The organism is Cupriavidus sp. 96C5-1, assembly GCF_057798855.1.
The window spans coordinates 1-19,228 of sequence record NZ_JBYOJU010000006.1 but is presented as its reverse complement, the minus strand read 5'-3'; the positions used below and the strand labels follow the sequence as shown (position 1 = coordinate 19,228).

Here is a 19,228-nt window from a genome sequence, read left to right as displayed (position 1 = left end):
GATCTGGTATCTTCTCGCCTTTGCGAAGCGTCTCGTCGCATGCCAGCGGCTTATCCGCCACTTAGTGCCTGCTTCTCCCGCGCTGTACCTTCCGGCCAGAACCCTCCACGTCAACCGTGTTGCGCGCTTCGCATGCGATTTTTTTCCATGCGAGTCTCCTCATGTCCACCATCAGCAGTACCGCCGGAGCAGATAGCGCGCTTACGCAAGCTCGCCCCCTGACCGGACAGGATTACAAAACGCTTGCCCTTGCCGCTCTCGGGGGCGCGCTCGAATTCTACGATTTCATTATTTTTGTCTTCTTCGCCACCGTCATCGGGCAATTGTTCTTCCCGCCGTCGGTGCCGGACTGGCTGCGCCAGCTGCAGACCTTCGGCATTTTTGCCGCCGGCTACCTGGCGCGCCCGCTGGGCGGCATCATCATGGCCCACTTCGGCGACCTGCTTGGCCGCAAGAAGATGTTCACGCTGTCGATCCTGCTGATGTCGGTGCCCACGCTGCTGATGGGCCTGCTGCCGACCTACCATGCGATCGGCCTGCTGGCGCCGGTGGCGCTGCTGCTGCTACGCGTGATGCAAGGCGCCGCCGTGGGCGGCGAAGTGCCCGGCGCCTGGGTGTTCGTGTCCGAGCACGTGCCGGCACGGCGCACCGGCTACGCCTGCGGCACGCTGACCGCGGGCCTGACCGCCGGCATCCTGCTGGGCTCGCTGGTGGCCACCGGCATCAATACCATCTTCACCCCGGCAGAGCTGGTGGACTGGGGATGGCGCGTACCCTTCCTGCTGGGCGGCGTGTTCGGCATCGGCTCGATGTACCTGCGCCGCTGGCTGCATGAAACCCCGGTGTTCGCCGAACTGCAGAAGCGCAAGGCGCTGGCCGCGGAGATGCCGCTCAAGGCTGTGGTGCGCGATCACCGCGGCGCGGTGGCGGTGTCGATGCTGCTGACCTGGATGCTGTCGGCCGGCATCGTGGTGGTGATCCTGATGACCCCTACCTTCCTGCAGAAGATCTACGGCTTCGATGCGCGTACCGCACTGGTGGCCAATAGCGTGGCCACGCTTTGCCTGACCATCGGCTGCGTGGTCGCCGGACTGATGGCCGACAAGGTCGGCCCGAGAGTCACCCTGTTCGGTGGCGGCCTGCTGCTGGCGATCAGCTCCTATATCTTCTACAGCACCATCCACACCCGCCCGGACCTGCTGATGCCGCTGTATGCGCTGGCCGGCTTTTTCGTGGGCACCATCGGCGCGGTGCCGTACGTGCTGGTGAAAGCGTTTCCGGCCCAGGTGCGCTTCTCGGGGCTGTCGTTCTCTTACAACCTGTCGTACGCGATTTTTGGCGGCCTGACCCCGATGATCGTCACGCTGATGCTCAAGAACGAGCCCCTCGCCCCCGCTTATTATGTAGTGGCACTGTGCCTGCTGGGCATGGTGACGGCGCTGTTCGTCAAGGACCGCTCGCTCGCCTGAGTCAGCGGCTTACGGCCCGCGCCTGCCAAGAACAGGATGCCGGTACGGAAAAAGGGAGGGCCGCAACTGCGGCCCTCCCTTTTTTGCGTCCGGCACTGGCCGGGCTGGCGTCTAGCGCCGATGTTGCCTGAAGAACTCCCACATCAGCGCACTGGCATCCGGGCCGATCGGCGCATGATAGGCGTAATCGCCATCGCCGCCGCTCCAGGCATGGTCCAGGCCGGCAACCTCGCACAATTCGACCAGTTCCCGGTTCCAGGTACCAAAGCTGGCTTCCAGGTAGTCGCCTGCAGGCAGGCTCGGGGTGGCCTCATGGCCATTGGCGGCTTCCGTCGCCTCCGCCCCCTGAACCTCTCCTTCATCCCCGGCTACGGCGCAAGCACCGGCGAGGTGCCGCGCCGCGCCGCTGCTCATCCGTTCGTCGAGCCGGTCCGTCATGCCGTTATACGCCAGGAACTGGCGTGCCAGCAGGCGCGCATTGACCGGATGCACAGCCTCGTCGGCCATGCCGTGGAGCACGATGGCCGGCATCTTCGGCCCGCCCGGCGAGACGCCCGCTGCATCCAGCAGCAAGGCGGGGGCGACCGTAGTGCCATGCTGCATGGCGCGCAAGGCATCGCTGGGGGTGCACGCCGCGCCAATCACGACGCCGGAATGCAGGCCGACCGCGGCAACCTTCTCCGGATAGCGCAAAGCCACCACCGCCGCCATGCTGGCGCCGGCGGACAATCCCGCCAGGTACACCTGGTCGGCCCGGACATCCCGCCGCGCTGCCAGCGCATCGATCAGCACGGCCAGCGCCTGCGCCTCGCGCCCGCCTTCCGCGGCGCCGAGGTCGAACCATTGCCAGCAGCGCTGCATCTGGCGCCGCAACGGTTGCTGCGGATAAGCCACCATGAAGCCCTCGCGCTCGGCGAGGGCGTTCATCCGGGTGCCCGCGGCCAGGTCCTCCGGCTTCTGCCGGCAGCCGTGCAGCATCACCACCAGCGGCATGGGCCTTTTGGGCGCGCGCGCCGGCACATACAGCCAGTAGGACAAGCGGGGGACCAGTTCGCCGGGCAGCGGTGCCAGGCGGTGATGGTGGGATGCCCATTCGCCCGGCAACGGCTGGCGCGATGGCAGCGGCGGCGACGCCGGTGAGCGGGCTCGCAGGCGGGGGACTGCGGGGTTGAGGGTAGCGATACGGTTAATCCACGTTTGAAGTTGGCGCGCGGTCTGGGGCTGCACCCGGCTGAGCTGCCGGAGTTGCGCATGCCAGTCCGCCGAAAGGCTTTTGGCCATGAAGACTCCTGCCGTCTACATTGTTGCGATGCAGCATAACACACCCTCCGACGGGGGGATGGTGTCGTTTTCCCGTCACACGCAGCGAAAACCAGGCAATAGTGAAGAGAGCGCCGCCTGACAGCATTCCCGCCGGAATCGCCGCTGGCGAAGAAATTCTTTAAGGCAGCTCATCAAAGAATGCAGATCACTAAAAGTTAGGTGCAGATAGGGGCCGGTTATACTGCCGTCGCGTGTATCGCAGGCAACTGGAGAATGTCATGACCACGCCCCAGGCAGATAAGCCAAGCTGCTCGCTGTGTCTCTTCCAGCGGATCTGCCGTAACGCCGGCGCCACACCGGCCCTGGATTCGCCTGAACGCAGCCTGAGTCCGGCCAGCATGCTGTGGCGCGCGGGCGAAACCGTGCACCGTCAGGGACGGCCCGTGCTGGCCGTATTTCCCGTGCATGACGGCAGCGCGAAATCCGTCTTCGAATCGCCGCTGGGATGGCGCCAGGTGACCGCCTTTGCGCACCCGGGCGACGTGCTGGGCCTGGAGGACCATGACAGCCAGGCCCACTGCACCAGCGCGGTGGCCATGCAGGACACACGCTGCTGCGTGGTGCCGATCGAGGCCGTGCGCGCGCACCTGCTGCGCGCCGAGTACAGGGAACCGATGCTACGCACGCTACGCCGCAATACCGAGCGCGAGCGCACCCTGCTGGTTGCGATCGGCTCGATGAAAGCAGCCCAGCGGCTTGCCATGCTGCTGCTCGACCTGGCCAGCGAGCAGCGTCGCCGCGGCAATTCAGGGGCGGCGCTGACGCTGGCGATGTCGCGCAACGATATCGCCAGCTACCTTGGCCTGACCCTGGAAACCGTGTCCCGGCTGCTTGCGCGCTTTGCATCGGTTGGGCTGATCACGATACGGCAGCGGCAATTGCACATCGTCGATCCGGCTGGACTGAGCGCGGTCTATGAAGATCCGGAGCGGGTGCCGATCCGCCCGCCCGCGGCCGAACCCGACAGCTCGCCGGCGATCGCGCCATCCAAGCCACTACCCTTGCGCCCCGGCACGGCAGGCCCCGCCCTGGCGTAGGACGGACACGGACAGCACCTCCCTGCAAACGCGGCTATGTTCGGGCTATGCCGCAACACGCGACGGGGAAAAGGAACACCTCGCCGGTCCGGGCTGGCAGCCGACATTGTTTCCGGTATCAAAATGCGGAACTCCCCTTTCGCGGCATGCGCCCGCCTGGCGCTTCTCGCCTGCCTGATGGCTGCCGGGCTAATACCGGCAGTCGCCGTGCAAACCAGTCCAGCCGTTTCGTTATCGACGCTGGCAAGACTGCTGCTTGGCACGGTGCAGGGGAAAAGCACGGGCATGAGCGGCGTCACGCGGCTGACCGGCGGGGGCAGTACCGCAGATGCCGAGCTCAAGGCGGCATGCCTGGAACTGACGAGGGCGGGACCGTTCGCGCTGGATGGCGCGACGCGCCTGGAGGGCTGCAGCGTGGCACCGGGCAAACGCGTGGTGTTTCGCCTTAGCCTGGCCGGCGTGGATGCCACGCGGGAGGGCACGGTCGCCTTCATGGCCAGCGCCCGCCCCATACTGGAGCGGGGCATCTGCCGCAACCCCGATGTACCGGTGCTGGGCCGGCTCGGCGTCACACTCAACTATCGCTACATGGGAATCGGCGAACTGCCGGTGGGCGAAGTCACAATTGCGCCGAACCGCTGCGAGGCGAAGTAAGACCTATCCGGAACCGGCGTCGCGGCCTGCCTTGCGGCGCCTCAGCGTTTTTGCTGGGCACACTCCTGGCGATACGCCTCATTGAGTTGCTTGCGATCCGCCTGCCGCTCCAGCATCGGGTGGGAACCGCCGTCGGGGGTTGTCACGCTGGATTTGCTGGCAGACCATTGCGGCCCGGACGGCAGCGCATTGATCTTGTCGAGCAATGCCTGGCAATGGGTGCGCTGCGCCGGGGTAAGGGTGCCGTCCGCCGCCGGGCCGGCATTGTCGGTGGCCGGGTCCAGCAGGATCCGGGGCGGCGGCGGGGCGACCATCGGCGCGGGGACTTCCAGTTCGGCGGCGCGGCCAGCCTGGCCCGCCAGCAAGCCAAAGCCCAGGACGACAGCCATGGCGATCGAAGCCCGTTTCATTTCAGTTCTCCAAAGCGGAGGGGCAAACGCCCCGGACAGTATTCCAGTGGTCGCCTTGCCGATAGATACCGAAAGACACGCGTGCCTCCGATGTTCCTCCCCGGAGGCCGGCAAAATCGGGACTGAACCCCGGACTTAGCTTCGTTCCTTGCCGTTGCCGGCACGACCATTGCCATTGCGCATCGACTCAAGCTTGAGCAGCGCATCCGCAAGCATACTCTTAAGTCGCGTGTTTTCCTCCTGCAGGTCGCGCAGCTTGCGGCCGTCGCGCCCCTCGCTCTCCGCGGCCTTGCCGTACTTGATGCGCCAGCCGTAGAAAGACGCATCGCTGAATCCATAGCGCGCGCATAGCTCGCGAACCGGCACGCCGGCAGCGCCCTCCGCCAGGTATGCGCGGATCTGTTCCTCCGAAAAACGTCTGTTCACCGCCAGCCTCCGCTCGCAAAAGCCACTCGCGCCGTTGCGCGTGCATGGCCCGTTCCCCCCTGCCGGCAAAGTTACCACCAGTACCGCAAAAGGCAATTCAGTGTGTTCAAGCCGAGAGTTAAGCAGTTTTTCGTGGCGCCGGTCGCGGACTCCGGCGTGGATGTGCCGAGGCAAGCCCGGCGGCTTTTCCATGGCGCATCGGGAGGCAATACAACGATTTCAAACTGTGAGCTAAACCATTTTTAATTCTAGTTCCGGAAAAATCCAAACTGGAAAATCCGCTACTGAAAAGCACCATCGTATCCGCGTGGGTATTTCATCCTCCCTTGATTCCCGCGCTGGTTCTGATAGATGAAAAATGGCCCACGCCTGCCATGACAGGGCAATGAAACGCCTTGAAATTCCCGGGCAGCCCCGCCGGCACGGCAAGTCATGTTTCGCAAGGCACGTCGCTTAATGTCTTCATGTTCGAACAAAAAGAACTTTTAGGCACGGATTTAGAGGATGGCATTGGGGCGGTGTACTGGCAAGATTGAAAATTCTGTATTAACCTTGCCTGGCATTAACTAAATTTCGATCGTCGGCAACCGAGCCTCGCGCCTCGGGCAAGACCGGCGACGAGACGCGCAACGCGAAGCCGGCCGGCTATGGATTTTGTCAGCGCTGCCGTCCAAATTCCGGGCCACAGTAAAGAGGAAATGCTTTGTCATGTCCCCATTTGCGCTGGGATATTTTCAAGATTGCCGCGCCTTGCCGCTGTGCCGGGCCCGTGCCCGCCGCCGTCTTTTCAGGCCCACCACCAATTTCGCGGTATGGCGCGGCGCCTGACCGGATAGCCCCCTGCCCGGCACGGGCGGTAGCCGGAAGAAAACAAAAAACAAGTCTCAAATCGGGAGAAGTTGCCATGCGGCACGTCAGCACCAAGCTCTTGCACGTCTTCGTCTTGTTGATGGAATACCGGGATCTCGGCGCCGTCGCGGCCTGCACGCAGGGCCGGATTCCAACCATTGCCTACAGCCTGGCGCGCCTGCGCGAGATCACCGGCGACCCGCTGTTCATCAAGCGCAACGGAACGCTCGAGCCAACCGCGCACGCTCTCAGGCTGGAGCAGACCGCCCGCCAGATCCTTTCGAAATGGGCTCACCTGGTGCGCCCCGTTACCGCGACGGCCGAAGCCGCGACGCCCCATCGCCGTATCGCCATCGGCTTTTCACCGTCGATCGGAGATCCTGTCATCACGGAAATCCTCACGACCCTGTGCGAGCGCTTTCCCGATGACCGCTTCATGACCCGCCCCGTCTTTGCCGACGCGGCACTGGCCGCGCAACTAGATAGCGGAGAGCTGGATTGTGCCTTTGTGGCCGACAGCCACTATGTGCCCGAGCAGGTGGCGCAGCACAATATCCTGGCAACGCCGCGCCGCCTGGTTACCGCCATCCGGCGCGGCAGCTACGACAATGCGCAGGACCAGCACGAGTGGATCCTGCTGCAGGAAGACACCGAACCCGGCAGCCCGCTACAGGGTTTCCTGAACCGGCTGGCGCACGATCCCGCTTACCGGGAAACCGTGGTGCCCTCCTGGCACACGCAGGTTGCGTTACTGCTTGCGGCAGGCGGCGTTTGCCCGCTGCTGGACTTCAACGTACCGCTGGTCACTCGCCATCACAGGATACATCTGCTGACACCGCCGGGCGGTTTCCCCGAATGGGCCGCCCTGCACTTCTGGACGCCGGTCCGCGCCAACGCCGGCAAGGCCCTGCGCGGCATCATGGAGATCGGGACCAGCATCCTGCGCAATCCGGTCAACGCCATCGATCACCGCCGCCAGGCCCTGAAACAGGAACAGCGCACCGCCTACGCTGCCTGACCAGCACGCGCTGCACGGCAACACCTCTGCCCGCGGGCTGCCGGATATGCCAGCCCACGCCGACGCCCATCCAAATTGAGAATAGTCTCAGACCGAATGCCGGAATCGGCGCTTATTCTCCATAGGCACCTTCCGCTTCTCGTTCGTCCGAGCAAGGCATGCGGCAGAAGGTGCTTTGTTCCTGTGCTGTTCGCGCCGCGCGACCTTGGCCGTGCGGCGCGTTTTTGCCAGCCATTCAACCTTGCGACAGGGATGTATGGCCCAAGGGATCGGGCATCCCTGCGCTCGCGCGCGAGCACTGCTATGTCATTGAGAATCCTCCTCGCCGACGATCATCCTGCCATCACGCTGGCGGTCAGGAGCCAGTTGCGAGGCCAGACCGGCTGGGAGATCTGCGCGGATGTCCGGAATTCCGCCGAACTGTTGCAGGCGGCACGCGCATTCCGCCCCGACATCGTCGTTACCGACTACCACATGCCATGCGGCACCGCGAGCGACGGCATCCGCCTGCTTGCCAACCTGCGGCGGCACCACCCGGCACTGGGCGTGGTGGTGCTGACCATGATCACCAATCCGCTGGTCCTGCGCGCCATCCTGAACGCCGGCGCCCATGGCCTGCTGCTCAAGGACTCGCAACTGGATGAACTCGTTACCGCCATTGTCCGCGTGGAGCGCGGGCTGCGTTTCGTGGGTGAATCGGCCGCGCGCGTGCTGGACCAGTCCGGCGCCCATTACGCCCCAGGGCGCGCCGGTGCGATCGGACTGTCGGTGCGCGAGTCCGAGGTATTGCGCCTGTACCTCAGCGGCAACTCGGTCACGGCGATAGCCGGGCAGCTCTGCCGCAGCATAAAGACCATCAGCCGCCAGAAGAACAGCGCCATGCGCAAGCTGGGGGTCAGCAACGAGCGCGAACTGTTCGACTTCGCCGCACACCAGGGATTGGTGCTGCCGCGGCGCGACGCCCCCCTGGCAAGCGCATACGGCAGCCCGTCCGAGTGGCTATAATCGCTGCGCCGCGGCGCTGCATCCCTGGATCCGCCGCGTGGCCTGCCGCCCCTCGCTCCCCCTCCAATCTGCTCATCGGTCCCCTCGTCGCCATGCCCAGCCCCGCCCCTCGCGTCATGCCCGCCGTTGCCGCCCCTCTTGCCGCGACGGCGGCGCCACGGCGTGTGCCAGCCCTGCTGGTGGCCGCCCCGGCTTCGGGCCAGGGCAAGACCACGGTGACTGCGGCGCTGGCCTGGCTGCACCGCCGCCAGGGCCGCACCGTGCGGGTTTTCAAGAGCGGCCCGGATTACCTCGACCCCTCCATCCTGGCAGCCGCCAGCGGCGCGCCGGTCTATTCGCTGGACCTGTGGATGACCGGCGCCGACGATGCCGCCGCGCGCCTCGGCCAGGCTGCGGGCGAAGCCGACCTGATCCTGGTGGAAGGCGTGATGGGCCTGCACGACGGCACGCCCAGCAGCGCCGACCTGGCTCGCCATTTCGGGCTGCCGGTGCTCAGCGTGATCCAGGCCGGTGCGATGGCGCAGACCTTCGGCGCGCTGGCCTATGGCCTGGCCGGCTATGGCCTGCCGCTCCCATCCATGCAGGTGCTGGCCAACGGCGTGGGCTCGCCCCGGCACGCCGATATGCTGCGCGAAAGCCTGCCCGCCCATATTGCCTGGGCAGGGGCACTGGCGCGCGACCCCGCCGCCTCCCTGCCCGAGCGGCACCTGGGCCTGCTGGCTGCCGACGAACTGCCCGATCTCAACGCCCGGCTGGACCGCCTGGCGGATGCCCTGGCCGGGCAACCGCTCGGCGCCCTGCCGGCCGCCGTGGAGATCGCAGCGGCGCCGCCGCTGCCAGCGCTGCCGCCGCTGCTGGCAGGCAAGACCATCGCCGTCGCCCGCGACGCGGCTTTCCGCTTTATCTACCCGGCCAATCTCGACACCCTGCAGGCGCTTGGCGCACGGCTGGCGTTCTTCTCGCCGCTGGACGACCTGGCCCTGCCCTGCTGCGACGCGCTATGGCTACCCGGCGGCTATCCCGAACTGCACGCGGCGCGCCTGTCGGCCAATACCGGCATGCTGGCCGCCCTGCGCCGCGCCCATGCCGGCGGCATGCCCATGCTGGCCGAATGCGGCGGCATGATGGCGCTGTTCGAAAACCTGGTGGATAAAGCCGGACAAAGCCACTCCATGGCTGGCCTGCTGCCGGGCGTGGTCACGATGCAGGCCCGCCTGGCGGCGCTCGGCCATCAGCAGCTCACGCTGCCCGAAGGCACCCTGCGCGGCCATACCTTCCACTACTCCAGCGCGCAAACCACGCTGGCGCCCTACTGCCATGCCACCGTGCCGCGCGATGGCTCGCGCGGGGAGGCGGTGTTCCGGCAAGGCGCGCTGACCGCCTCCTATACGCACCTCTACTTCCCGTCCGACCCGTACGCCATCGCGGCGCTGTTCGGTGCAGCCGCGCGCGGCGGCGCGTGATCCGGCAAGCCGCGTGGCAGCGGAGGAATCAGGAGACTGGGAGAGTGCCGACGCAACAGATGCGCCGCAGGCAGCGCCCGGAGCCATGCAGGCGCCGGCAGCCGCGGGCGTCGCCACGAGGCGTGGCTTACATCCGGGTGGCTCATATCAGGCAAGGGCATGGCTGCCCGGCAAATCAAGCGGCGTCGGCCCTGTCCTGCGTGCGCTGCACCGCCTCAGCAATGCCGGCCTCAAGTTGCTCCAGCCCCTTGGACAGATTGCGCATGGTGGTCTCCGAAACCTTTTCCAGCACATCCTGCAGAAAAGCCGAGCGCAGCGGCAATGCCTCCTCGACTACGCTGTGGCCAAGCGCCGACAGGGTGACATTGGTCACCCGGTTGTCGCGCTCGCTGGTGCTTCGCTCCACCCAGCCCAGTTCCTGCAATGCCTTCAACTGGCGCGTGAGTGCACCGGGATCCATGCCGACGCGGTCTGCCAGCGGTTTCTGCGCGATGGGGCCGTCGTGGCCATGCAAGGCGTAGAGAATGCGCCAGCGCGGCAAGGGGTGGCCGATGCGCTGCTCGAAAGCCGACGCATAGGCCCGGTAAGTTCGCCCGAACTGCTGTAGAACAGCCAGGCTCTGTCGCTCCAATTCCACTCCAATCTCCTGCTTGCAGCACCGTACTGAAACGGGCGACATTACCACTTTACGAATTCGCGCCTTGCCGCCCCGATTTCCCGCCTGTTTACTCGGCAGCCATTATCGGTTTGGCGGCCCGCTCCAGCCTGACCGGAGGCACCCGCCGCGAGCGCCACAGCCCCAGCACGGCGATCACCGCGGCCAGCGCCAGGCCGACGTGGATGGCGCCGACCAGCGACAGCCGGGCCTGCTCCAGCAACAGGGCGCCATTGTGCCCGGCTGCCTGCAGTTGCGACAGCAGGCTGGCCTGCGCCGCGTGGTCGATCAGGATCTGCGGATCCGCCATGCGCGCCTGCCAGTCCGCGGCGCCGGCGCTCTGCAACGCATCGTGCACGCCGCTCAGGTAGCGGCGCGTGACCAGCGTGCCGACCACGGCCGTACCGATCATGCCACCCACCATGCGCAGCGACTGCAGCATCGCCGTGGCAATGCCCAGGTGCTCGCGGCCCGCGGTCTGCTGCGCGAACACGGTCAGGTTCGGCATGATGAAGCCCAGCCCGAAGCCGCCCAGCAGCATGATGCCCAGCAGCAGATGGTGCGACATCCCGCGCGTGGCCTGCGACAGGCCCAGGCAAGCCAGCGCCAGCATGGCGAAACCGGCGTACAGCATATTGTTGGGCTGGCGGATCCGCGTGATGATCCGGCCATTGATGATACTGCCCACCGTGATGCACACCACCAGCGGCGTCACCAGCACCCCCGCCTCCTTCGGCGAATAGCCGAAGCCGCCCTGGAACAGCAACGGTGCATACAGCAGCAGCGAGAACATCGCGAAACCCACGAACACCGCCAGCAGGAACAACGGCGCCAGCCCGGGATTGCGGAACATTTCCAGCGGCAGGATCGGATTCGGCGTCCGGCGCTCCCATTGCCACAGCCCCGCCAGCGCGCATACCGACATCACCAGCAGGCCGCCGGTCAGCAGCCCGAAACCGCGCTCGGGCATCAACTCCACGCACAACTGCATGCCACCCAACCCCACGCCGATCAGCGCCGCGCCCAGCCAGTCCACCTTGATCGCACCGGCATGCGCCTGCTGGCGCAGGTGCGGCAGGTAACGCCAGGCAAACCACAGCCCCAGCAGACCCACCGGCAGGTTCACATAGAACACCGCCCGCCAGCCATAAGCTTCGGTCAGCACCCCGCCGAGCGACGGCCCGATCGCATTGGCGATACCGAAGGCCGCACTCATCATCACCTGCCAGCGCAAGCGCACATGGGAATCGGGAAACAGGTCCGGGATACAGGCGAAGGCCGTGCCCACCAGCATGCCGCCGCCAATGCCCTGCAAACCGCGCGCCAGCACCAGGAAGGGCATGCTGGTCGCCATGCCGCACAACGCCGAAGCCAGCGTGAACACCACGATCGACGCCATCACGAAAGGCTTGCGCCCGTAGTAGTCGCCCAGCCGGCCGAAGATCGGCACCGTGATCACCGACATCAGCAGATAGGCCGTCGCCACCCAGGCGTAATACTCGAATCCCTGCAACTCCGCCACCACCGTAGGCAGCGCGGTACCGACCACGGTCTGGTCAAGTGCCACCAGCATCACCACGAAGGCGATGCCCAGCATCGCCATCAGGGACTCGCGGAATGGCAGCACCTGCCCGCTGCTATGCGCCTTGTGAGGCTGCGAAATCATTTTCTTGCCCGGTCAATGATTGTAGAGTCAACCATTATAGGACAGTGGTTGGGGTTGGGGCAGGAAAGATGTGCGGGGACAAAAGAGATCTGAGGTGCGACAAACAAAGTTGAGGTGAGGCTTCCACACCGGTCTCACGTCCATTGACGGCACCTGATATTGCGCTCACGCAATCACGCTTTGTACCTGCGCCTATTTTTATTGCACATGCGCAACCGTACATTCGTTGCAGATCAACTGGAACTGGAGATGCAATGGACTCGACCGACTCTCGACGCCCCGGACACTACGGGATAGCCCTGCTGCGAATCAGCCTGGACGATCATATGGATCGCGCACACGCTTCTGAAGTGGTTCGTCTTCGCGCTGCCGGGAACGGCCCGGTATTTCAAAAGCGTGGGCTTTTCCGGCTTCCTGGCCTACCCGGTCTTCGCCGCCGAGTTGCTTGGCGGCATCGCCCTGGTACTGGGCCTCTACGCCCGGCAGGTCGCGCTGGCGCTCGTGCCTGTCGTGGCAGCGGCCGCCTCGGTCCATCTGCCCAATGGGTGGGCTCATACCAGCCCCGGTGGCGGTTGGGAATATCCGCTGTTCCTGATCGTGGCTTCGGTGTCGCTATGGCTGACCGGCGACGGCGCACTTGCCGCGCGCCGCAGTCCGCGCTTCGTTCCTGGTGCGTAAGGAGTCCAGCATGAGCGCAGCCCTTATTCTTATCAGTCATGCCCTGTGCCCTTACGTGCAGCGCGCCGCCATCGTTCTTGCAGAAAAGGGCGTCGCATTCGAACGCCGCGACGTGGACCTGGCGAACAAACCTGCCTGGTTCCTGGAGTGTTCGCCGTTGGGCAAGACGCCCGTGTTGCTGGTGGATGGCGAAGCCATTTTCGAGTCGGCCGTCATCTGCGAGTTTCTCGATGACACGCAGGCACCGCAGCTTCATCCCGGCGATCCGCTGGAGCGTGCCCGGCATCGCGCCTGGATGGAATTCGGCTCATCGCTGCTGAACACCATCGCCGCGTTCTACTCGGCCCCCGATGAAGCTGCGTTGAAGGCGCAGGCCGGGCATATCCGAACTCGCCTCGAACAACTCGAAGCCGTGCTCAGCGCCGGTCGGTACTTCTCGGGGGAGCATTTTTGCATCGTAGATGCCGTGTTCGGCCCCATCTTCCGGTACTTTGACGTGTTTGATGCCATCGACGACTTCGGCTGCACAAGCGGACTGCCGAAGCTCGCGGCCTGGCGCGGCCAGCTTGCCAACCGGCCATCGGTGCGCTCGGCCGTCGCCCCCGATTACCCGCAGCGGCTCAAGGCGTTTCTTCTCGCGCGCGGCTCCGCGCTGTCGCGGCGCATCCAGCGCCCTTCCAGGTGACAGGGGACCGCGTTCGGCAGCGCAACAGTCGCGCCGCCGTCCAAGCCCGGCACCAATGGCGAAGGCCACGAGCACTTGCTGGCGGCCTCGCGCCATCTTTCTGTTCAGACCGGCAGCAGTTCCCCATTGACAATCCACGGCGTGCCAAACCTGTCGATGAGCATGCCCCAGCGCTTGGCCCAGAAGGCGGCTTGCATGGGCATGGTCACCTGGCCGCCGCTGGCGAGCGCTGCAAAGACCTGCTCCGCTTCCTCCGTGGTCGCGTAGTCGACCGCGACGGACACGCCTTTGATGCCCTCGTATGGTAGATGCCCCGGGCAATCCCCGCCGAAGAGCATTCCCCCGCCAGGCAGCGCGAGCCGCGCATGCAGGATGCGGTGGGCGAACTCCCTGGGGATCTGCTCGGCCATGGGCGAATCGGCGCCACTCATCAGTACTTCGAGCTTGCCATGGAGCGCCTGCTCGTAAAAGCGCATGGCTTCGGCACAATTGCCGTTGAATGCGAGGTATGCGATGGCTTGGGTCATGTGGGCTCCTTTTGCGATTGGGTGTCACAGGGCCGAACCGGTCGTCCCTGTCCTGGCACGACGCTTGAACCACCCGTGGATCGACAGACTGCCTCTCTTGTTACAAATCTCTCCGGCCCGGTGCCGCATCACCGCCGGGCGCAGCGTGGCATGCGAGCCGTCAGTGACGCATAGCCTGCCCGAACGACGCGTCAAGCGCAAGAAACGGCGTGCCGCCCGTTTCGTCAAATGCTGGAGATCGGCCGATGCTATGAACCACGATGGTCCCCAGGAATGCGGGCGCCTGGTGCAAGCACCGCATACGCCAGCGCCAGCGCAGCCAGGAGCGCGCCTGCGGCGCAAACGCCGGACCATCCCGCATTGGAAAATCCATGATGAAACCAGTGAGCCTGTGGCCGCACCGATGAAATTGGCCGTCAAATCGGGCCGGCAATTCGGGATTCTCGATTTTCGTTATCGGGAAAACAGGATATCGACGCTCCCGGCATGCATGCCGGAGCCGCGAGTGCCAGGGAGTGCCCCCTGCACCCCCGCTTATGACAAAATGCATGCCTCGAACAATACCGGAGTGACGTAGCAGAGCGGACGTCGATGCACCCTTGAGTCAAATTTCTGGCACCGTCCCCATCTCGCTGGTCAACGGCTTCCTGTCGGGTGCGGATCCTGCCGCCATCGAGCGGCTGGCGGAGTGCTCCGGCATTCGCCACGGCTTGCTGCGGCGGGCGGGTTCCCGCGTGACCGAGGAGCAGTTCTCGACGCTCTATCGCCTGCTCGCGACCGAACTCGACGACGAAATGCCGGGTATCTTCAGCCGCCCCTTGCGCAACGGCACGCTGAAGTACTTGTGCCTGAGCCTGCTCGATGCCCCGCGGCTGGAGGTCGCGCTACACCGGTTCGGCCAGTTTTTCCACCTGATCCTGGATGACTTCAGGCTGGAATCCGGGCGCGACGCCGCGGGCGGCTGGGTTGCCATGGTGGCGGATCCGGCAGGTCCCGGCGTGACCGAACTCGGACGCGAGCTGATGATGAAGCTGGTGCACGGCATCGCCTCATGGCTGGTGGCGAAGCGCATCCCCCTGATTGCCGCCGAGTTCGATTTTGCACGCCCCGAGCATGCGGCGGACTACCTCTACCTCTTTCCCGGGCCGGTCCAGTTCGGCAGCGAGCGGACCCGCATGCGTTTTGAAGCGGCCTACCTGGAAATGCCTGTCCGCCAACGCAAGTCCAATCTGCAGCGGTTTCTCGCGCGCGCGCCGGAAGACTGGATCTTTGTCTCCTTTGCCGAGCAGATGGTCTGCCACCGGGTCCGGCAATACCTCGCCGATTGCCTGCCCGCCATGCCGACGCTCGAGGTGGTTGCCCAGGACCTGCACTATTCCGTGCGTACCCTCTGCCGCCGGCTGGCGGAAGAGGGTACGACCTTCCAGGCGATCAAGGACGACGTCAGGCGCGATATCGCCATCCAGCGGCTCACGCGCTCGCCCGACGCGATCGCCGCCATCGCGTATGACGTCGGCTTCGACAACCCGACCGCCTTTCACCGTGCCTTCCGGCACTGGACCGGCAGCACGCCCAAGGCGTATCGCGGCATGGCCTGAGCCCTGTCGCTACGCGGCCGTGCCGGTGTCACTGTAGTGCCGGCCAAATTGCTGCCGCAGCACCAGCTTGTGCAGCTTGCCGGTGGCGGTCAGCGGCAGCTCGGGGACGAACACCACGTCGTCCGGGATCCACCACTTCGCGACCTTGCCTTCGTAGAAAGACAGCAGTTGCCTTGCATCCAGCGTGCTGCCTGCGCGCCTCACCACGACCAGCAAAGGCCGTTCGTCCCACTTTGGATGCGCGCAGGCGATACACGCCGCCAGTTCGACTTCCGGATGCGCCACCGCGATCCCTTCCAGTTCAATCGAGGAGATCCACTCCCCGCCGGACTTGATCACATCCTTGCTGCGGTCCGTGATCTGCATGTATCCGTCGGCGTCGATGGTGGCCACATCCCCGGTGGCGAACCAGCCGTCCGGCGAGAGACAGGTTTCGTCCATGCCGTAGTAGCGCTCCACCACCCAATGGCCGCGCACCATCAGATCGCCCGCCGAGCGGCCGTCCCACGGCAGCTCGGCGCCGTCTGCGCCGACGACCTTCATTTCCACGCCCGGCACTACGCGGCCTTGCTTTGCTTCGATCTGCGCCCGCTCCCGCGCCGTTTTTTGCGCGAAGCCCTGCGTGGGCGCGAACACGGTGCCGACCGGCGACAGCTCCGTCATGCCCCAGGCGTGTACCGCCGTGATGCCAAGCTCGCCCAGTGCCGTCGCGAGTTGCGGCGGGCACGCCGCCCCGCCCACGATGACGCGCTGCAAGGTGCCGGCGCGCTTGCCCGTGCGGCGCATATGGTCGACCAGGCCGAGCCAGACGGTGGGCACGCCGGCAGAAAGCGTCACGGCTTCCTGCTCGAACAGCGCCGACAGGGATGCGCCGTCGAGCGCGGGGCCCGGCAAGACCAGTTTTGCGCCTACCAGCGGCGCGGAGAACGGCAGCCCCCAGGCATTGACGTGGAACATCGGCACCACCGGCACCACGGTGTCGGACGCCCGCAGGCACAGCGCGTCCGGCAGCGACGAGGCATAGGCCATCAGGCACAGCGAGCGATGCGAGTACAGGACGCCCTTCGGGTTGCCGGTGGTGCCGGAGGTATAGCAGAGCACCGCCGCCAGTTGTTCATCCAGGCGGGGCCAGTCAAAGTGCGCCGGCTGGCCTGCGATCAGGGCCTCATAGCTTTCGAGCGGCAAGGCCGATGCTTGCGGCAGGCCCGCGGCGTCGGACAGCATGACCCACGCCTCCACATGCGGGCAATGAGGCGCGATCTGCTCGACCAGGGCAAGGAACGAGGCATCGAAGCAGACCACGCGGTCGCGTGCGTGATTGACGATGTAGGCAATCTGCTCCGGGAACAGGCGGGGGTTGATGGTATGACAAACGGCGCCAATGCCGGTCACGCCGTAGTACAGCTCCATATGCCGGTAGCCGTTCCAGGCCAGCGTGCCCACGCGGTCTGCGGCCACGATGCCCCGGCCCGTCAGCGCATTGGCCAGCTTCATGGCGCGGACATGACAATCCCGGTAGGTATACCGATGGATATCGCCTTCGACACGGCGCGACACGATTTCCACCGCACCGGAGTGCCGCGCGGCCTGTTCGAGCAACGACGACAACTGTAGCGGCGCATACATCATCTGACCGAACAGGTCCATGTTCTTGTCTCCTGACAGGCTGGTTATGGTGGTGCCGGATGCAGTCAGCGGTCGCAGCGACGCCGGCTGCGAGGCATTCTAGAGGCGGCCGCCGGCTGCGGCACTGACAGGAATGGCCGAACTACTAACAAAACCGGCCATTCGGGAGCACGCTCACGGTAATGCGGCCAGGGCGACGCAAAGCGGCTGGATTTGTCAATGAATGGGCAGGTTTGGCTATTCCCGCGTGGCGTGGCGGGCGCTACGATCCAGGTATCCGGAGCATGCGGCGCCGCTATCCAAGCCGAAGCGCCTCGCTCCGCGCAGCCATCCCCAATATGGAGTCCCCCAACATGACCTACCGTGCCCCGCTCAAAGACATGTTGTTCGTGATGAACGAACTGGCCGGCCTTGACGCCGTCAGCAAGCTGCCCGGTTTCGAGGACGCCACGCCGGAGACCGCGCGGGCGGTGCTCGACGAGGCCGCCAAGTTCAACGAGCAGGTGGTGGCGCCGCTCAACCGCATCGGCGACACCGATCCCAGCAGCTGGAAGGACGGCGTGGTCACCACCACGCCCGGGTTCAAGGACGCGTTCCGCCAGTTTGGCGAGGGCGGCTGGCAGGGCGTGCTGCATCCGCAGGAGTTCGGCGGCCAGGGCCTGCCCAAGCTGATCGCCACCGCCTGCAACGAGATGCTCAACACGGCCAACCTGTCGTTCGCCCTGTGCCCGTTGCTGACCGACGGCGCCATCGAGGCCTTGCTGACCGCGGGCAGCGACGCGCAGAAGGCCATGTTCCTGCCCAAGCTGATCTCCGGCGAATGGACCGGCACCATGAACCTGACCGAGCCGCAGGCCGGCTCGGACCTGGCCGCGGTGCGCACGCGCGCCGAGCCGCAGGGCGACGGGACCTACAAGCTGTTCGGCACCAAGATCTTCATCACCTACGGCGAGCACGACATGGCGCAGAACATCGTCCATCTCGTGCTGGCGCGTACGCCGACGGCGCCCGAGGGCGTCAAGGGCATCTCGCTGTTCATCGTGCCCAAGTTCCTGGTGAACGAAGACGGCTCGACGGGGGCGCGCAACGATGCGCATTGCGTATCGATCGAGCACAAGCTGGGCATCAAGGCCAGCCCCACCGCCGTGCTGCAGTTCGGCGACCATGGCGGCGCCATCGGCACGCTGGTCGGCGAGGAAAACCGCGGTCTGGAATACATGTTCATCATGATGAACTCGGCGCGCTTCTCGGTGGGCATGCAGGGGATCGCCGTGTCCGAGCGGGCCTACCAGCAGGCGGTGGCCTTTGCCCGCGAGCGCGTGCAAAGCCGTCCGGTCGACGGCTCCGCGCGCGAGGCGGTGACGATCATCCATCACCCGGACGTCAAGCGCATGCTGATGACCATGCGTGCGCTGATCGAGGGCGCGCGCGCGGTGGCGTACGTGGCCGCGGCGGCGTGCGATGCGGCGCACCAGCACCCGGACCAAGCGGTGCGCGGGCAGAACCAGGCCTTCTACGAGTTCATGGTGCCCATCGTCAAGGGCTGGAGCACCGAGCTGTCGATCGATGTCACCAGCCTGGGCGTGCAGGTGCACGGCGGCATGGGCTTCATCGAGGAAACCGGCGCGGCCCAGCATTATCGCGACGCCCGCATCCTGCCGATCTACGAAGGCACGACGGCGATCCAGGCCAACGACCTGGTCGGCCGCAAGACCGTGCGCGACGGCGGCGCGGTGGCGCGCGGCATCTGCGCGCAGATCGCGGGAACCGAGGCGGCGCTGGGCGCGCACGGTGGCGCGGCGTTCGCCGCGGTGCAGGCGCAACTGGCCAAGGGGCGCGCGGCGCTGGAGGCGGTGGTGGCATTCGTGGTGGCCAACGCCAAGTCGGACCCCAACGCCGTGTTCGCCGGCAGCGTGCCTTACCTGAAGCTGTGCGGCATCGTGTTCTCGGGCTGGCAGCTGGGCCGGGCGATGCTGGCGGCGGAAGCGAAGCGCGGCGAGGATCCGGCGTTCCTCGACGCCAAGATCGCCACCGCGCATTTCTTCGCGGAGCATATCCTGTCGCAGGCATCGGGCTTGCGCGACGCCATCGTGGCGGGGGCGGCGCCGGTCAATGCGTTGAGCGAAGCGCAGTTCTGAG

Annotated in this window: 18 protein-coding genes; 11 read left to right on the top strand and 7 right to left on the bottom strand. The window is 65.8% G+C overall.

Translation table 11 applies throughout. The annotated features are described in order from the left end of the window. The first annotated feature begins 161 nt into the window (after window positions 1-161). Entirely contained in the window at window positions 162-1,469 is a 1,308-nt protein-coding gene (locus AC3FOF_RS09810; RefSeq protein WP_017230126.1) for an MFS transporter, read from the top strand. A 111-nt stretch (window positions 1,470-1,580) separates the two neighbouring features. Here the strand turns inward: AC3FOF_RS09810 and AC3FOF_RS09805 are convergent, their stop codons facing one another. Next, window positions 1,581-2,750, bottom strand: a complete 1,170-nt coding sequence (locus tag AC3FOF_RS09805; protein WP_017230125.1) for an extracellular catalytic domain type 1 short-chain-length polyhydroxyalkanoate depolymerase — start codon at window positions 2,748-2,750, stop codon at window positions 1,581-1,583. Between the two features lie 260 nt (window positions 2,751-3,010). On the opposite strand from AC3FOF_RS09805, the gene AC3FOF_RS09800 reads away from it, so the two are divergent. Then, complete coding sequence (locus AC3FOF_RS09800; protein WP_276263996.1) at window positions 3,011-3,829, top strand: Crp/Fnr family transcriptional regulator; 819 nt, start codon at window positions 3,011-3,013, stop codon at window positions 3,827-3,829. Window positions 3,830-4,036: 207 nt separating this feature from the next. Beyond that, window positions 4,037-4,483 (top strand): hypothetical protein, encoded by a 447-nt coding sequence (locus AC3FOF_RS09795; protein WP_276263997.1) that lies wholly within the window; start codon window positions 4,037-4,039, stop codon window positions 4,481-4,483. A gap of 41 nt (window positions 4,484-4,524) precedes the next feature. Here AC3FOF_RS09795 and AC3FOF_RS09790 read toward each other — a convergent pair whose 3' ends face one another. Continuing rightward, a complete protein-coding gene (locus tag AC3FOF_RS09790) occupies window positions 4,525-4,893 on the bottom strand; it encodes a hypothetical protein (protein WP_276263998.1) in 369 nt (122 codons plus the stop codon). Between the two features lie 135 nt (window positions 4,894-5,028). Further along, the gene (locus AC3FOF_RS09785) at window positions 5,029-5,511 is read right to left on the bottom strand and encodes a transposase (protein WP_488726485.1); all 483 of its coding nucleotides are present in this window, start codon (window positions 5,509-5,511) and stop codon (window positions 5,029-5,031) included. A 203-nt stretch (window positions 5,512-5,714) separates the two neighbouring features. Between AC3FOF_RS09785 and AC3FOF_RS09780 the strand changes: the two genes are divergently transcribed. The 4 genes from AC3FOF_RS09780 to AC3FOF_RS09765 all read left to right on the top strand — a co-directional run bounded on the left by AC3FOF_RS09780 (window position 5,715) and on the right by AC3FOF_RS09765 (window position 9,654). Further along, window positions 5,715-5,855 (top strand): hypothetical protein, encoded by a 141-nt coding sequence (locus AC3FOF_RS09780; RefSeq protein ID WP_276264000.1) that lies wholly within the window; start codon window positions 5,715-5,717, stop codon window positions 5,853-5,855. A gap of 368 nt (window positions 5,856-6,223) precedes the next feature. Next, window positions 6,224-7,186 (top strand): LysR substrate-binding domain-containing protein, encoded by a 963-nt coding sequence (locus AC3FOF_RS09775; protein WP_488726484.1) that lies wholly within the window; start codon window positions 6,224-6,226, stop codon window positions 7,184-7,186. Between the two features lie 303 nt (window positions 7,187-7,489). Next, window positions 7,490-8,191, top strand: a complete 702-nt coding sequence (locus AC3FOF_RS09770; protein ID WP_035816608.1) for a response regulator — start codon at window positions 7,490-7,492, stop codon at window positions 8,189-8,191. A gap of 116 nt (window positions 8,192-8,307) precedes the next feature. After that, entirely contained in the window at window positions 8,308-9,654 is a 1,347-nt protein-coding gene (locus AC3FOF_RS09765; protein ID WP_488726483.1) for a cobyrinic acid a,c-diamide synthase CobB, read from the top strand. A gap of 175 nt (window positions 9,655-9,829) precedes the next feature. Here the strand turns inward: AC3FOF_RS09765 and AC3FOF_RS09760 are convergent, their stop codons facing one another. Together AC3FOF_RS09760 and AC3FOF_RS09755 are read right to left on the bottom strand one after the other, a co-directional pair. Next, a complete protein-coding gene (locus AC3FOF_RS09760) occupies window positions 9,830-10,291 on the bottom strand; it encodes a MarR family winged helix-turn-helix transcriptional regulator (RefSeq protein WP_017224168.1) in 462 nt (153 codons plus the stop codon). Between the two features lie 88 nt (window positions 10,292-10,379). Continuing rightward, a complete protein-coding gene (locus tag AC3FOF_RS09755) occupies window positions 10,380-11,975 on the bottom strand; it encodes an MFS transporter (RefSeq protein ID WP_488726482.1) in 1,596 nt (531 codons plus the stop codon). Between the two features lie 321 nt (window positions 11,976-12,296). Here AC3FOF_RS09755 and AC3FOF_RS09750 point away from each other — a divergent pair, with 321 nt between their 5' ends. Together AC3FOF_RS09750 and AC3FOF_RS09745 are read left to right on the top strand one after the other, a co-directional pair. After that, window positions 12,297-12,653: a DoxX family protein gene (locus tag AC3FOF_RS09750; protein WP_430869474.1), complete on the top strand. Its 357-nt coding sequence runs from the start codon at window positions 12,297-12,299 to the stop codon at window positions 12,651-12,653. 10 nt (window positions 12,654-12,663) lie between these two features. Next, window positions 12,664-13,338 carry a glutathione S-transferase family protein gene (locus AC3FOF_RS09745; protein WP_276263534.1) on the top strand — a complete coding sequence of 225 codons (675 nt, stop codon included), beginning with the start codon at window positions 12,664-12,666 and terminating at the stop codon, window positions 13,336-13,338. Between the two features lie 104 nt (window positions 13,339-13,442). On the opposite strand, the gene AC3FOF_RS09740 is transcribed toward AC3FOF_RS09745, so the two are convergent. Continuing rightward, window positions 13,443-13,865: a VOC family protein gene (locus AC3FOF_RS09740; RefSeq protein WP_488726481.1), complete on the bottom strand. Its 423-nt coding sequence runs from the start codon at window positions 13,863-13,865 to the stop codon at window positions 13,443-13,445. Between the two features lie 599 nt (window positions 13,866-14,464). On the opposite strand from AC3FOF_RS09740, the gene AC3FOF_RS09735 reads away from it, so the two are divergent. Continuing rightward, window positions 14,465-15,463 carry an AraC family transcriptional regulator gene (locus AC3FOF_RS09735; RefSeq protein ID WP_017224173.1) on the top strand — a complete coding sequence of 333 codons (999 nt, stop codon included), beginning with the start codon at window positions 14,465-14,467 and terminating at the stop codon, window positions 15,461-15,463. Window positions 15,464-15,472: 9 nt separating this feature from the next. On the opposite strand, the gene AC3FOF_RS09730 is transcribed toward AC3FOF_RS09735, so the two are convergent. Beyond that, on the bottom strand, window positions 15,473-17,110 hold the full coding sequence (locus AC3FOF_RS09730; RefSeq protein ID WP_488726480.1) for a 3-(methylthio)propionyl-CoA ligase: 1,638 nt from the start codon (window positions 17,108-17,110) through the stop codon (window positions 15,473-15,475). A gap of 332 nt (window positions 17,111-17,442) precedes the next feature. On the opposite strand from AC3FOF_RS09730, the gene AC3FOF_RS09725 reads away from it, so the two are divergent. Next, window positions 17,443-19,227 (top strand): acyl-CoA dehydrogenase, encoded by a 1,785-nt coding sequence (locus tag AC3FOF_RS09725; RefSeq protein ID WP_488726479.1) that lies wholly within the window; start codon window positions 17,443-17,445, stop codon window positions 19,225-19,227. The last annotated feature ends 1 nt before the right edge of the window (window position 19,228 follow it).

What these genes read in the sequence shown, in the direction of transcription:
- AC3FOF_RS09810 (WP_017230126.1), top strand. Translation starts at nt 162, where the DNA reads ATGTCCACCATCAGCAGTACCGCCGGAGCAGATAGCGCGCTTACGCAA.
- AC3FOF_RS09805 (WP_017230125.1), bottom strand. Translation starts at nt 2,750, where the DNA reads ATGGCCAAAAGCCTTTCGGCGGACTGGCATGCGCAACTCCGGCAGCTC.
- AC3FOF_RS09800 (WP_276263996.1), top strand. Translation starts at nt 3,011, where the DNA reads ATGACCACGCCCCAGGCAGATAAGCCAAGCTGCTCGCTGTGTCTCTTC.
- AC3FOF_RS09790 (WP_276263998.1), bottom strand. Translation starts at nt 4,893, where the DNA reads ATGAAACGGGCTTCGATCGCCATGGCTGTCGTCCTGGGCTTTGGCTTG.
- AC3FOF_RS09785 (WP_488726485.1), bottom strand. Translation starts at nt 5,511, where the DNA reads ATGGAAAAGCCGCCGGGCTTGCCTCGGCACATCCACGCCGGAGTCCGC.
- AC3FOF_RS09775 (WP_488726484.1), top strand. Translation starts at nt 6,224, where the DNA reads ATGCGGCACGTCAGCACCAAGCTCTTGCACGTCTTCGTCTTGTTGATG.
- AC3FOF_RS09770 (WP_035816608.1), top strand. Translation starts at nt 7,490, where the DNA reads ATGTCATTGAGAATCCTCCTCGCCGACGATCATCCTGCCATCACGCTG.
- AC3FOF_RS09765 (WP_488726483.1), top strand. Translation starts at nt 8,308, where the DNA reads ATGCCCGCCGTTGCCGCCCCTCTTGCCGCGACGGCGGCGCCACGGCGT.
- AC3FOF_RS09755 (WP_488726482.1), bottom strand. Translation starts at nt 11,975, where the DNA reads ATGATTTCGCAGCCTCACAAGGCGCATAGCAGCGGGCAGGTGCTGCCA.
- AC3FOF_RS09745 (WP_276263534.1), top strand. Translation starts at nt 12,664, where the DNA reads ATGAGCGCAGCCCTTATTCTTATCAGTCATGCCCTGTGCCCTTACGTG.
- AC3FOF_RS09740 (WP_488726481.1), bottom strand. Translation starts at nt 13,865, where the DNA reads ATGACCCAAGCCATCGCATACCTCGCATTCAACGGCAATTGTGCCGAA.
- AC3FOF_RS09730 (WP_488726480.1), bottom strand. Translation starts at nt 17,110, where the DNA reads ATGGACCTGTTCGGTCAGATGATGTATGCGCCGCTACAGTTGTCGTCG.
- AC3FOF_RS09725 (WP_488726479.1), top strand. Translation starts at nt 17,443, where the DNA reads ATGACCTACCGTGCCCCGCTCAAAGACATGTTGTTCGTGATGAACGAA.